Source organism: Fibrobacter sp., from assembly GCF_017545445.1.
Lineage (GTDB): Bacteria > Fibrobacterota > Fibrobacteria > Fibrobacterales > Fibrobacteraceae > Fibrobacter.
The window spans coordinates 64382-79110 of sequence record NZ_JAFWOM010000133.1 but is presented as its reverse complement, the minus strand read 5'-3'; the positions used below and the strand labels follow the sequence as shown (position 1 = coordinate 79110).

Genomic DNA, 14729 nt, shown 5'->3' with positions numbered 1-14729 from the left:
AACAGTTCCGATTGTGGATACTTTTTCGGGGCAAAAATAGAGAAATTTCATCATTAAATTCTACTCCATTTAGACGCGATTTAGCCCCGTTTAACTTTTCAAACACATACTATATCCACCCACGTTTTGAGTGCGTCCGATTGGAGTAGAAAAACGCTACACGTTATATTATTTTCGGGCAAAATTTTTGGGAGGATGTTATGCAAGTTTCTCGCGTTAATAAAGTTTTCGCCCGTCTGGGGCGTTTTCAAATCAAATTCCGTTGGCTGATTTTACTTGTAACAATTCTTGTAACTTTCATTGCATGTCTCGGGCTTCCGCAACTGCAAATGACCAGCAGCGAAGAAGAATGGTTTGACGATTGGGACAAAGTCAAAATCGACCAAGCGCACTTCAATGACGTTTTCGGCAGCGATGACGGCTATATGGTGATGGTCCGTGCTAACGATGTTTTTGCACCCGAAGTTTTAAGCGCCATTGACCGACTTTCCAAGCGCCTCGAAAACGAAGTCCCTTACGCTGACCGCGTCGTTTCACTCACGCATAACTTATCCATTCCCATCGCAAACAACGAGGGCTTTGAAGTCATAGACCCGTTCGAAAGCGGCATCCCGACAGATTCAGCACAGCTCGCCGCCAAGAAATCGCTTATCATGAGCCGTGAATCTCTCGTGAACAACATCGTCTCTGACGACGCCAAAGAAACATGGGTTATTCTCTCGTTGAAATCATACGAAGGCGGCATCGATTTCGGCAAAGACAGCATCGCACCTTTCGCTCGCAACGTCATTCTCTCCGATGAATTCAAAAGCGACAAGTTCGAGATGCTCCCAACCGGCATGAGCTACACCGAAATGGAAGAAAACGAAGTCATCTCGCGTGAATGCGCTATGCGCATCATCTTCGGCTTCGCCGTCATGCTCGCATGCCTTATTTTATTCGTACGCTCTTTGCGCGGAGTCATCGTCCCCGCCATTGCAACCGTCGGAGGAATCGCATCAGTTCTCGGTGTAAACGCCTGGCTCGGCATCATTGGCGACGAAAGCATGGTCGCACTCCCCGTACTTTTGGGCATGGCACTTTCAGTCGGCTATTCCATCCATTACATCAATTCGTTCCGCATGCATTTTAGGCGCACGGGCAACCGCCGCGAATCTGTCATAAACGCTGTCGAAGAAACCGGTTGGCCAATTCTCTTCACTGTTATCACTACCGTAGCCTCGCTGATTTCGTTCTTGTTCGCTGGCATCCGCCCGATCCGCTGGATTGGCGGCATTTCGGCAGGCATCGTCTTCATGGTTTACCTGTACGTCATCATCTTGATTCCGATTCTCATGAGCTTCGGCAAAAACGCAAAACCCGACCCGACAGAAGTGAAAGCGGCCGGCGCCACCAAAGCCGACATTCTCTTTGAATTCTTCGGTCGCAAAGTTTGCAGGCACAGCGGCATCATCGCCGCAATTTCCGCCGCCATAATGTTGTTGCAAATTCCAGGCGTGATGAACATTGACGTGAACATGGACTACACAAAAACGATGGGCGAAAAAATCCCGTTCGTCACAAGGCTCATGGACATGCTTAGCGGAAAACTCGGAAGCCTCTACGATTTCAATGTGATGGTCGAATTCAACGAAAGCGACGCGCTTAAAAATCCCGCCAACATGAAACGCATCGAAACGCTTGAACAAAAACTCGGCACGCTCCAGCTCACAAAAATTTCAGGCGACAAGCCCCGCGTGCAATCCGTAACGCGACTCGTGAAAGAAATGAACCGTACGCTGAACGCCGACAGCACGGAATACTACAAAATTCCCGACGCGCAAGACATGCTCACGCAATTGCTGTTCCTCTACGAGATTTCAGATGCCGACGCACTCTTTGAACGCATGGACGAAGACTACAAAACAACATTCATCCACATAGAACTATCTGGGTACGATGCCAAGAAAATCGTTAAAGACCTCGATTCCGCAAAATCGTATGCCGCGCAAATTTTCCCGGACGCCAAAACTTCAATCGTCGGTGAAGTCGTAAACTACGCCGAAATGAACGGCAAGCTAGTGAACGGATTATTGCGTTCATTCGGAGGTTCATTCGTGATTATTGCTATCATGATGATTCTCGCATTCGGGAGCATCAAGGCTGGCCTCATCGGCATGATTCCAAATGTTGCCCCCGTGCTTTTAATCGGTGGCGTCATGGGCTATTCGGGAATGCCACTTGACATGATAACGATGATCGTAATGCCGATGATTTTGGGCATCGCCGTTGATGACACCATCCACATGAACAATCACATCAAATACGGTTACGAGCGCACGGGCAGCTACAAAAAAGCGCTGCTGCTCTCTTACCGCGAAATCGGGAAGACAATGGGCATGACCACATTCATTCTATGCGCGATGTTCTTTGTGTTCATCTTCAGCCCGATGGGCGCATTGTACAACGTCGGATTACTTTCCATCATTGGCCTTGCCGCAGCCCTCATTGCCGATTACACGCTCACCACAGCCCTTGTATATGTCACCAAGCCGTATGGGAGAGAGAAACGCTCGTAAAAAGATTTCAGCTACTCGATATATCCTTCTTGGTCGTAACACTTGTGATGTTTCTTGATTAGATTCACAAGCGGTTGAACTCTCGAATCGGTCACTTTCATATTCTCGAATTTCAGAATCTGGTTGTCGTAGCGTTCGCGGCTGCCGTTTTCAATGCGTTTTTCAGCATCATTTGGAACAAAGAAAGCGGAACGCTCCTCAAGTTTGGCATAAAACTCGGTAAGATAGATATTGATGCCAGCAAGATCAAAGTCACCGAAATGCACATAATAATTGTCATTTTCACAGAGCCAACGAATTAAATCACCAGACTGCGGATAGCGAGCTACAAAAAGCAACGGCTGAGGCTTTGTAAAAGGAACAATTTGTTTAAAAAGTGTTTTTTGTCGTCCGATGTAGCGGAAATTTTCCATATTTTCAATTCCCACAACAATCACATTTTCAGGGATAAAGAAATTTTCATAGTCCGCAATGAAAACGTATGAACCATCAGGCGGATTCAAATCAAAATGTTTTCCATTGAGACTCACTGGTATCGGTTCATAGCAGTTTACCAAGAATCCCTTGCAACTACGGGCAGTTCGAATTTTTGAATTACCTGTTGATACAGCTTGTTCCTTTCGCATGGCCAACGGTCTGATGCTACTGTCCGCCCAAGAAAGCCTACGATACATCTCTTCGCTTTTTTCTAAATCTTTGAACGCATCATCTCGAATGGCTAGATAAGCTCGTAAAGCATTTCCATTTGGAGCTTTGCAAAAAGAACCTCGTCCTTTTGGGAATGAAATCAGCAAACCTTCCTTCAGCAATTCGGCAAAAATAACTCCTTTACAGTCGCTTGCGGGGAGTTCACCTCCGTTGGCAAGAACTATCAATTTATTCAATAACGCTGTTGTAATATTGTACGCCAAATTACACTCCTAGAGCTCTTGTCATTAACGGCCTTACCACGGTTTGCGATTTTGCATTCTTTTCGAGCAAATATGTGTAGCGGTATTCCGATACACTCTGCGTTGTGGGAGAACCATTCACCAAATAAATGTTTCGACTATTCGCAAATTTCAAAATGCCATTTGCATTCTTCGGGTGGAGTTTTCCGATTTCATCCATCATGCAGTGGAGTTTAAATTCGCCGAACTTGCGTGAAGCCTGCGTCTTGAAAACATTGATGAGCATGATGTTCACCATTGCTTTCACGAGTACATCCGTACCTTCGGAACCCACATTAGAAATTTTGTCAATCCATCCAGTATCGTTATCGTTTTCTTGTACGCGGAACTGCAAGCGGAACGCATCCGAAAGTTTCAATGTATTACGCGTTGGTTCGTCATTTAGTGACTTCACAAATTGCAAAAGCAAATCAACCGCTCCGCGATTCGCACTTTCCGTATCGCCCATTGAGAACAAGTTTAATTCACCCAACGCATACTGATTTTCTGCATAGAATCTCTGCATCGCAAGCATCAAACGCATCAGCTTGTCATTCGATTCTTCGGTACGCAAAGCGATACTCTTGATTACGCCTGCAAAATTCTTTTCGACAAAATCGCGATTAATATTCAAAACAATTTTCTCGATTTCAGATTTTTGACGCGTAACATCGCCAACTTCTTTTGCAACGCGAGCCAAAATGTCGGAATATCGACCGCTCGTACGTTTGCGATATTCCTCAATCTTTTCGTTCAACAAAAAGTCGCTCAAATTGTCCGCAAAATCCATGAAATCGCTTTCGCTATTCAATTCCATCTTGAACTTGAACGTGTTACGTCTGGAAAAACGCCCCTTGAACTTGTTAATAGACATCTCAAGTTCCTTGCTTCGCTTTTGAGCGTTCATCAACGATTCCTTGAGTTCAGTCAAAATTTCAGTACAGAGACGGGCATTCGGTGTTTCGCCAACGCTCTTTATATTTTCTGGGCAGAAACTTGAAACGGAGAATTTATCCGTTTCTTCAACGGACTCCTTCAATTTGCGATCCGTTTCGCGGTTCTGCTGCAAAATTTTATTTTGTTCCGCTCGCTTCGCTTCAAGGCGTTCCTTGCGAGCATTGAACTTTTGTTGCAAATCGTTCAAACGACTTTCTAAATCGCGTTTTTCATTTTTGAATTCGTCTTCATGATCGAAGAATTCCTGCTTGTCGTATCGATAACGAGCGACAAAATCGCGATTCCGTTCTATTTCGTTTAGCTGTTGCTGTACATTATCAATTTCCGCTTCGCATTCCTTCAAAACGCTGACATCGACATTCTTATTTTTCAACTCTTCGTCACGCTGCTGCAACAACAATTTACGCTCGTTTTCCGCTTCGTTCTTTCGTGTTTCAATTTCTGCAAGAATCTGCACGCGGAAATCATTAAACGCATTTTGAAGAGATTCATTTTCTTGCTGTTTCGCTTTTTCGTTTGCTTTCAGTTCGCGATTTTTATCTGCGATAATTTTATTCTGCTGTTCCTCGGCATTCAACAGTTTTTCAGAGATGACATTCTGTTGCGACTGAATTTCATTCTTACGTTTTTCAATTTTCGCAGCATCATCGCGAATCCATTTTTCGCGTTCATTTTCCAAACGCTTACGCTTTATCGGAATCTGCACGAGTTCATTTTCGGCGTTTCTGATATTTTCCAAAAGCGGCTTAATCTTAGGGGCATACGAGCGTTCTACCGCCGAATTATTCTTTTCAAGAGCATCCGACAATTCCGTCTGTTTTGACTTGTTGTCTTCAACGGACTTCAAAATTGATTTTTTCTCGGTCGCAATTTCTTCGGGCGTTCGCACACGAATCGGCAAATCTTCAAGATTGATTTTCACGCCGAAAAGAGCGTCTCCATCTACAAGTTCCGGAGAAAGATCCGTATTGTACAGAACCGATTCCTCATCGACTACCTTGCCAATAGAATTTTCCCAACCCGGTTTATTCTGGCTAAGCCATTCATAAAGCGAACCCTTTTGCCGTTCCAGCAAATCGTCAAGGCTTTTGAGCTGAGCGGCAAAGCCTCGATTTTCCGCAACCAAGGCATCATTCTCTTTTTCGTATTCAACGCGATTGCGTTCCAGCTCGGCATCTCGTTGAGCAGAAAGTTTGTTCAACTCCGCTTGGCATGCAGACTTCAGCACCTTCGTTTCACTTTCGTGAATATTCAATGATTTTAGTTGTTCATCGCATTCATTAATTTTATCTTTAAACGGATGTTCATACTGAAGCCTTAGCAGCTCCTTTTCGCAAGCGACACGATCTGCATTCAAGGCATTAATTGTATTTTTTACGCTTACCAGTTTTTCATCAAACCGAGCAACAATCGTTTCTCGCATTTGTTCAAATTTTTCGAGCACCCGCTGCCGTTGTTCCAACAACTCCGCATTTTTATCGTTCAGGCGAATGTTCTGATTTTGCTTAAATTCTTCCAAAGCCCGCGAAACTTGTTTCAGCAAATTCTCAAACTTTTCGGCGACATCTTCATATTCACGAGTCAGGAGGCGGCGACGTTCTTCCAATCGTTCTTTCTCGATTTTCAAGGAGCCTTCGCGTTCCTGTTTTTTCAGAATCTCATCAATATTCTTTGCTTGGTATTCCTGGAATTTATCGCGACACTTTTTCAAATTATCCTTAACAAGCGTCAAGTCCGCATTTAACCCGTCGCGTTCCTTGTTAAACTTTCCACTTTCTTCACTAATCAGGCGAATCGTATCGTTCAAGGCTTCATTCGATTTTTCAATTTCAATCGCAATCGACGGGAGTTGCTCTTTAGCCACGCGATAAGAATAATTCAGTTGCTTGCCACAATCCTCGATATTCTTTTTGAGTCCCAAAAGCGAATGATAAATTTTAACAACGCGGTCGGCATCAAGCCGCGTCTCGCATTCGCCTCGCTTGTTCGTCGTGAACCAAAGCCCGATATCGTTATATTCCTGCTCGAACTCCGAAACTTGATGCCTGAAATATCCCAAGTCGATAAACGAACTTTCGCTATCCATCGATTGAATTATTGTTTCCTTGATAAAATCTGCATCGAGTTTAGAGTTGAGGAAAACATTCTGAATGCTTCGCGGAATGTTCTGGTAGCGGCTACTTTCCGCAATCGAAAACTTGAAAAATTCCTTCCGCATCACCGCCTGATGGTTGCCGTAAATAATGTCGCGGAACATTTCGTAGCGATCGACAATCGGGCTCATATAGCAACCGTTCAACCGAGTGCGAACAGTCGCCATTTCAGCAGTCACTTCGCCATTATCGTCAATCAGCCATTCCTTTTTGTACGGAGAATCGATAAAACGGAATACCGCACGACCATTCGATTTGCTTACCAACACGCAGAATGCCGACTCATCGCGTTCCACTTCATAGACAACATAAGAATTTGACTGTTCAAAATAAAAATCGTCAAAAGACTTTTTCTCTTTTGGGATTCCAAGCTTTTGCTTGTCCGCATTGTAGAAAAAGAGAATTGCACGCAAAAGAGTACTCTTACCCACGCCCTGCGTACCAATCAAATGAACATTACCGTTCAGGCCAATTTCCGCATAACGCACATGAGCACTGTTGATAAAGACAATCTTGTTAAGGGATCTCATTTTCCGCTCCCTCCACAATATTCAAACAATTCACCAATTCTTCGAGATAATGGAATGCAGATGTCACTTTGTACAATCCTTCCAAGTCGTTTTCCAATTCCACAAAACCCGCTTTCATCAAATCATCGGTCAACCTGTCGATTACATCTGCAAAAACCTTCTTGTCGGCATAAAGCTTGACCGCTTTATCCTTCAGTTCCATATCGCATGAAATCCGTTCCAGAATTTTCGCCTTGGTAAAAACGAATCCTGAGCCGAACGCAGAATTGAAAGTTTTCAAAAAATCCAGACGGTCAATCCAGTCACAAAAACGCAAGAGCTTGTCAACCGCATTCACCCTCTGCTCATGCCGCGAAAAGTAAAAATACCCGTTACCACTCTCCAGCACAAAGCCGATACCTTCGTAATATTCACGGTAGCTTTCAAAATCATCTTCAATCTGGTCGAAATATGCACGGTTCGCCTGCGAAACGCTGTTCATCGAAATGAACGAGCCCTTGCTCAAAATGTCAAAAATTTCCTTGGAGTATTTCAGCATAAAAGAAAAATATAAAAGTTCAGCAGTACGCAGAGTAATTTTACCCGAAACATTCAATAATACGCAAAGTATTTCTTGTAAAAAAACTCATGTTATTTTTAAGAGTTTATCGCATCCATTTATTGCGTCATTTTTTGATGCGATAATCCTGTGCATAGCACCTCTACTATCGGAGGGTACATCGCCGGACATTCGATTTGCAAAGAAAAACATCGTTGGCCACGAAAACCGTATGTCATTTCTCCGCAAGAATTTTTTCAAGTTCGCCCTGCAATTCCTCGCGTTTGGGGAGATAAAGTTGGTACTTGCTTACAAACAAATTGTTTTCTATGCCCTGCATCGCGTATTCCATCAACAACTGGTCCTTGTAGGCTCCGAGTACGATTCCGATAGGCGGATTGTCGTCCTGGGCGCAAACCTCTTTTTTGAAGAAATTCAAGTACATATTCATTTGCCCCACATCGTAATGCTCGATTTCGCCTCGTTTTAAATCAATAAGAACAAAGCACTTGAGATTGTAATTGTAGAACACCAAATCTACTTTGAACAGCCTGGCGCCAATTTGCATCTTGTACTGCCGTCCGATAAAAGCGAAGCCTTTGCCGAACTCCAACAAGAATGTTTGCAAGTTGGCGACAACCTTTTCCTCGATATCTCCTTCAAGGTATTTCTGTTCTTCGTTTACACCAAGAAATTCCAGAATATAAGGGTCCTTTACGATATCTTCAGGCTTTTGCGTTTGGACTCCTTGCTTGCTTATTTCCAGCACACCTTTTTTGTCCTTGCTCAAGGCAATCCTATGGAACAGCAGACTTTTCATCTGACGCTTGAGTTCCCTGACGCTCCAGTTCTCGTTTTCGCATTGTCTTGTATAAAAACCTATTTCGAGATCAGAATCAGCTTTTAAAATTTCAAAATAATGACTCCAACTCAATTTGTGAGACAGCGTCTCACGAATTGGAAATGCCGTAAAAAGTTTACGCATATAGATCAAGTTCGAACGACTGAACCCTTTTCCAAATTGCGCGGTCAAGTCCTTAGCGAGGTTATCCAACAGTTCTGCCCCATATTGGGCCTTCGCGTTGCCGCCTTGTTCATATTCTACAATATGACGACCGATTTGCCAATAGGTATTTACGAGAGTGGAGTTCACTGCTTGAAACACCTGTTTACGGCTTTCAATCAGCAATGAACCTATTTGCGTTACAAGATTCTTGTACCCATTGCTCTGGTTTTGGGGAATCTCTATTTCTTTTCCTGTCTTTTTCTTCATTTTTCACTCCAGCCCGCAAACAAGCTTGAAATTGCGGGTCTTTTCTTCTGCTTAGCAAATATACATTCTTCAAATGTCATATTATGACATTTTTCAAAATTTGCTCTTAAAATTTACCCACTGCCGACACTTTCTTCAATTCCTCCACTATCGGGTGGTACATCGCCGTTCAATTCCTCGCTGAAAGTCCGCACACTCACATTTTTCGCATTTTCGCACAGCATTCTGCGCCATCTGTAAGGAATTTTCCACTAGGCCAGTGTTTCCAAGCATTTGTTGATTTTCCGAGGCAATGTAATCCTTCATTTTCTTGAACAAACATATTAGAGCGATGCTCTGACGCACAGCCAAATTGCCCTTGAGAATGTACATAAGCATATAAATGCCTTGCTCGGTAAACGTGTAGGGAGCGTATCTTTGCCGCCCCAACTTGAGGTGCAAATTTTGCACTCACTTCGGATATATCAGCGGATATTCGTACCCATACGCTTCTTCGTACTTGTCCGTAATTTCAAATTCGTCCGAGAACTGCGATGCAAGCTGGCAAAAGAGCACCAGTTTTCCTTCCAAATCAATTTCGTAGGGATAACTGTAATTCATGACATAGTAAAACAAATCCGTACTCGTCGCCATGAATCCGTTTTTCATCTCGGTCTGATCGACCATCGGGATGACGATATTCTGTGCGGCAATTTCACTTTCGTCAAGCGGGTCTGCCAATTTTTTTCGAAGGTTGTTGCAGTTCTGCTTTCGGCCACGCACTTCACGCAATACAGAGAGTCCGTCGTCGCTTCCTCTCAGCCAATCGAGCGATACCTTGATTCTGTAGCCCACATTCGGTTCCATCCAAACAGGGTTTCGACTCGCCAGAACGTTCGTAACATCAGTATTCGTTTCGAGCACTTGCTGATCGCGGAAATATTTCACCAAGCGAATCTTTTTCAATAGTTCGCTTTGGTAATCAATCAAGTTCAGATATTCGATAATCTGCTTTTCGATTTCTATTAAGTTGTGCGAAGACTCGTTCAAGTCATACCGCAAATCATCAACCACAATTCGCAAATCCGCATCCATCGCAATTTTAAAAAATGCAGCCTGATTGTCTATCACTTTTTCCGCTTCAATTATCTGCAACTTGATACCGTCGCGTTTTTCATCGAGATGCTTGAGTTTCGCCTTTTTGATTTTGTAATTTGGTTCGTTCTTGTAAGTGTTATCGACATTACGCTTCAAGTCTATGACGTTACGCTTTGTATTGAGTGCAATGTTTTTCAAGCTTCGACGCACTTCGCGCAAGTAATTGTACTTTTGCGATTCATTCGTTTCTTGCAAGTAATATTCGATAGTTTCGTTCAGATGGTCAATATTCGCCTTGACGCTTTCGACATTGATTTCTTCGTTGACTTCAAGAACCTCTTCGAAGAACTTGAGATAAACATCTTCAAGTTCCAAAAAATTTCCGTTGTCACGAATGATGCCATAATCCACCAAATACTGAATACGCGACATTTTGTAATCGACAAGTGGCTCCGCCAGATCCATGCGAAACGAGAGCGTTTTTCGCTTCGCAAACATTTCTTTTAGCAAAGCCTTCTCGCGAGAAAGAGCCTGAATGAGTTCATCGATGGAGCGAAAATTATTCATAGTCAGAAAATTATAAAAAAATCGCCCCAGCATTTAGCTAGAGCGAAACTTAGCGTTATCATTCCCGCGACCCGTGCAGCATAGCCGATGTCATGTAGGAATCTTCTTACGTCACTTTCAGCTTCGTCATGCTTTTTGCGCAAATGCCCATGGTCGATACGTTGTGCAAGAAGGCAGACGTTGTCGGCGAGAGGAGCCCGAGAAAACCGCCTACAAGCAAGCTTGTATTGAACGTCACGATAAAGCGGTAATTCATCATGATGCGTTCCATAAGCTTTTGGCTCAAGAGACGCAGTTCCACAAGGTCTTCGAGATTCTCACGGCGGAGCGTCACATCGGCTGTTTCGCGGGCAATGTCCGAAGCATCGCTCATGGCGACAGAGACGTTTGCCGCAGCAAGTGCAGGGGCATCGTTGATGCCATCGCCTACCATAATTACGCGTTTGCCTTCGGACTTCATTTGTTCCACATAATGGTGCTTATCTTCGGGCAAAACTTGAGCGAAGAACGTATCGATTCCTAAAAGTTCCGCTACGCGTTCAGCCGCATTTTTGCAATCGCCCGTAATCATCACCACATTCTTGATGCCGTTTTCACGCAATCTGCGAATGGCAACCACAGCTTCTTCGCGAGGCGGGTCGCTAATGCACAAGGCGCCGGCAAGTTCACCACCGATGCCAAGGTAAATCACAGACGCAGCCCCCGCTTCTTTATCGATGATGCGCTGGTCATCTTCGGACACATTCACCTTTTCGTCTTCAATCACAAAATGCTTGCTGCCGATAACCGCACGTTTTTCGTCAAGCGCTGTCGCAATGCCATGTGCCACAATGTACTTGACATCGGCATGTTCTTCTTCGTGAGCGATTCCGCGTTCAAGCGCAGCCTTCACAATTGCACGTGCCATGCTATGCGGGAAGTGTTCCTCGATGCATGCCGCAATTTTCAAGATTTCATCTTCGCTGCGACCGCCAAACGGGATAATCTTTTCAAGACGCGGTTCCGCCTTCGTAAGCGTTCCCGTCTTGTCGAACACAATCGTATCCGCAACCGCAAACTCTTCGAGATACTTGCCGCCCTTTACCGTCATGTCCATATCCGCCGCTTCACGCAACGCAGAAATCACGGAAATCGGAGTCGAGAGCTTTATCGCGCAAGAGTAATCCACCATCAAGATGGAAACCGCACGAGAGATGTTCTGCGTGAACAAAAGCGTGAGCCCAAAGCCGAGGAAACTGAACGGCACGATGCTATCGGCCAAATGTTCGGCACGGCTCTGCACACTCGCCTTCAGGTCTTCGCTGTGGTCTATCAGCTCAATAATTTTTTGGATTTTCGTATTGCCGTTGACCGCGCGGACCTTCACGACAATCGCACCTTCTTCCAGGACGGTTCCCGCGAACACCGTCTTGCCGCGAGTTTTCATCACCGCCTTAGATTCACCCGTCATCGTCGATTCGTTCACGAAGGCCTCACCTTCCATGACGCGTCCGTCCACAGGAATCATGCTGCCTGAACGCACACGCACCAAGTCGCCGACCTGGACATTCTTGAGTTCAATCAGCGTATCCACGCCATCTTTCACGACCCAGACTTTATCGACTTTTACGGCAAGGCTCCCTGTAAGCGCCGTACGCGTGCGAGCCTTGGTATAATCTTCCAGCAAGCCCGACACGCCCAAAAGGAACATGACCGTTCCGGCAGATTCGTAATTGCGTTGCAACAGCGAAGCGCCAATGGCGGCACCGTCCAACACATCAACGGTGAGTTTTCCACTCATGAGCGTCGAAATTCCGCGTGCCACATAACGCAACCCGCGAATCGTTGTAATCGCCGTGCGGATGGGGAGCGGAACAAACCAGCGCAACAAATAACGACGCGCAATCATCCCCATGAGACTTGCCTTAAAGCCGTCATCAAGAGATTGCAACTGGTATTCCGTTTCGCCATCGCATTCCGGCAGCGATTTGGGGTTCAGCGATTTTGCAAATTCAAGAATCTGGTTACGACTCGCGCCGTAATCGCCGTTCTGCGGCTCATATTCAAGCAATAGCCCGCCATTGGCGCTATGCACCACGGCACTTTTTACGCAAGGCACGCCAACACATGCCTTGTGAACACGCGCTTCATACTCACGATCAAAAGCAAACGCTCCGGCACGCAAACGCAAACGCCCCGGCTTATCGTAAACGATTCTGAATTTCATAAGAGGTTTTAGGTTATAGGTTGTAGGCGATAGGTCTAGTTACACACGCTTCGCGTGTCCATTGAAATTAGCCGTAAAAAGACTGATATGTCCAGCGAAACATGTAACTGAATACTTCGCCCGTTAGACTCAGTATGACGAAATCATTGTGATTAGGAATTAGGAGTTAGGACGAGTATCACGCGTTTTTCACGTCTATTGCAAGGCGGCTCCGCCGCGATTATTTTCCTACAATCTGTCCCCTATTACTTAATACCTTTCTCTCGTCTTTGAACAAGTTCCAAATGCTTGGCTCAGTTATAGGTCCGCAAGCAGCCCAGCAACATTCGCCTTTTACATTTGTAGTCTGTAGGACCGCAGGTCCGTTCTTTCGTCTAATTCAATCCTGCTTATGCCTTGGCGTCGTTGCAAATATCGTTGGCTTCGTCCTTCATATCCTGGAATGCGGCCTTGGCGTCAGCAGTGAATTTCATGCCATGAGCAAGTCCTTGAACGGCGAGTTCGCGAGTTTTCTTGGCCTTGAGCACTTTCTTTGCGACTGCGGAACCCACAGCACCGGCAACAACGAGCCAGAATTTTTCGTTTTTGAACATCGACATAATCATTCTCCTTATTAAAGAAAAATCAGCGGAACACCTGTCCGCTTTTAAAAATTAGATACTCTCCCCGCCAATTGTAAATTATAAACAAACTAAATATATAACTCACGCGACCCCGCGTCGCAGTTGAGTTTCACGCGACCGACGCTAACATTGTTAGTGAATTTCTAACAATGTTAGACTCTCTAATTTTGTTAGACTCACTAACATTTTGTGGATCCCCTCCCTGACGGTCGAGGATGACAATAACCAACTACGCTCCAGGATGACGCGAAGAGAACGGCTATCGATTACGACAAAGCAAGAACCTTGCCGAGTTCACGGCACTTTTCCTTGCCAGCATCATCCGGAGTGCCTTCAATAGCAAGCGGATCATCAGCAAGAACAAGGCCCGCATTTGTAGCATCTTCTTTCCACGGATTCATCCATTCGCCGCCACCCCAGCCGTAAGAACCGAACAAAACAACCTTTTTGCCCGAAATTTGCGTTTTCAGTTGATCATAAAGCGGCTGGAATTCGCTATCTTCAAGTTCTTCGGCACCCATTGCCGGGCAACCCAAAGCAAACTTGTCAAACTCATTGGCATTTTCCACCTTAAAAGCAGACGTATTGAAAAGCGTCACATCGGCACCCGATTCCTTAGCACCAGCGACCACTTCATTCGCCATGATTTCGGTATTACCCGTACCCGTCCAAAAAATAACAGCAATTTTATTCATTTTGTTTTCCTTTTAATATGAAATGATTTTCAAATTTGTCAACTTGCAACGGTCAATTCTTCCAAAGAATCGCCCTGTTCAAAACGTTCATTGAATATCTTGTGACACTTTTTATAAACCTCGAAAATGTGCATCGAATTCGGCACGTCATTATAAACTTTCCAGCATCCAATCAATTTGTAATTTTTCCCGCCATACGCTATAAAATCTTTCACATCTTGTAATGGGTATCCCAAAAAAATTCCAACTTCGTGCGGAAAGCACACCGATCGCGTCATGCGCACCTGAAAAAAGTTCAACAGCGATTCAGCATCAAAGCAGCTATAGCCAAAACCTTTCAAAAAATTGCACACCTCGCGAGAACATCCTAAATTCTGTAAAGCGCTATTACGATAAACATAGATAAAATAACGTCCACATCGTTCCGCAACAACGCGAGCAGTAACGCCCTTGGGATTCAGCATTTGATTCCACCTGGCAAGCACATTGCAAAGCACAACACCATCAGCAATATCAAGGCAAAAAAGATTACCCGCCTTAAGCCCCGCAAGCGTCGGTGCACAATGGCGAACTAAACGAGAATCCAGATTTTTAATCATGAACAACCTAAACAAAAGCAAAAA

Annotated in this window: 10 protein-coding genes; 1 reads left to right on the top strand and 9 read right to left on the bottom strand. The window is 44.8% G+C overall.

Annotated features, from left to right (window positions below):
• The first annotated feature begins 200 nt into the window (after nt 1–200).
• Complete coding sequence (locus IKG78_RS14750) at nt 201–2558, top strand: MMPL family transporter (RefSeq protein ID WP_290944827.1); 2358 nt, start codon at nt 201–203, stop codon at nt 2556–2558.
• An 11-nt stretch (nt 2559–2569) separates the two neighbouring features.
• On the opposite strand, the gene IKG78_RS14745 is transcribed toward IKG78_RS14750, so the two are convergent.
• The 9 genes from IKG78_RS14745 to IKG78_RS14705 all read right to left on the bottom strand — a co-directional run bounded on the left by IKG78_RS14745 (nt 2570) and on the right by IKG78_RS14705 (nt 14705).
• Nucleotides 2570–3469 carry a hypothetical protein gene (locus IKG78_RS14745; RefSeq protein WP_290944826.1) on the bottom strand — a complete coding sequence of 300 codons (900 nt, stop codon included), beginning with the start codon at nt 3467–3469 and terminating at the stop codon, nt 2570–2572.
• A gap of 1 nt (nt 3470) precedes the next feature.
• Nucleotides 3471–7127, bottom strand: coding sequence for an ATP-binding protein (locus IKG78_RS14740; protein WP_290944825.1), 3657 nt, complete (start codon nt 7125–7127; stop codon nt 3471–3473).
• Nucleotides 7114–7662, bottom strand: coding sequence for a hypothetical protein (locus tag IKG78_RS14735; protein ID WP_173387928.1), 549 nt, complete (start codon nt 7660–7662; stop codon nt 7114–7116). Before IKG78_RS14735 ends, IKG78_RS14740 begins: the two co-directional genes overlap by 14 nt.
• 238 nt (nt 7663–7900) lie before the next feature.
• Nucleotides 7901–8938 carry a PDDEXK nuclease domain-containing protein gene (locus IKG78_RS14730; protein ID WP_173475043.1) on the bottom strand — a complete coding sequence of 346 codons (1038 nt, stop codon included), beginning with the start codon at nt 8936–8938 and terminating at the stop codon, nt 7901–7903.
• A 450-nt stretch (nt 8939–9388) separates the two neighbouring features.
• The gene (locus IKG78_RS14725) at nt 9389–10582 is read right to left on the bottom strand and encodes a hypothetical protein (RefSeq protein ID WP_290944823.1); all 1194 of its coding nucleotides are present in this window, start codon (nt 10580–10582) and stop codon (nt 9389–9391) included.
• 106 nt (nt 10583–10688) lie between these two features.
• Nucleotides 10689–12788: a heavy metal translocating P-type ATPase gene (locus IKG78_RS14720; RefSeq protein ID WP_290944822.1), complete on the bottom strand. Its 2100-nt coding sequence runs from the start codon at nt 12786–12788 to the stop codon at nt 10689–10691.
• Between the two features lie 389 nt (nt 12789–13177).
• On the bottom strand, nt 13178–13387 hold the full coding sequence (locus IKG78_RS14715) for a DUF1490 domain-containing protein (protein ID WP_290944821.1): 210 nt from the start codon (nt 13385–13387) through the stop codon (nt 13178–13180).
• Between the two features lie 290 nt (nt 13388–13677).
• Complete coding sequence (locus IKG78_RS14710; RefSeq protein ID WP_290944820.1) at nt 13678–14106, bottom strand: flavodoxin; 429 nt, start codon at nt 14104–14106, stop codon at nt 13678–13680.
• A 38-nt stretch (nt 14107–14144) separates the two neighbouring features.
• The gene (locus IKG78_RS14705; RefSeq protein ID WP_290944819.1) at nt 14145–14705 is read right to left on the bottom strand and encodes a DUF3793 family protein; all 561 of its coding nucleotides are present in this window, start codon (nt 14703–14705) and stop codon (nt 14145–14147) included.
• Nucleotides 14706–14729: the final 24 nt, after the last annotated feature.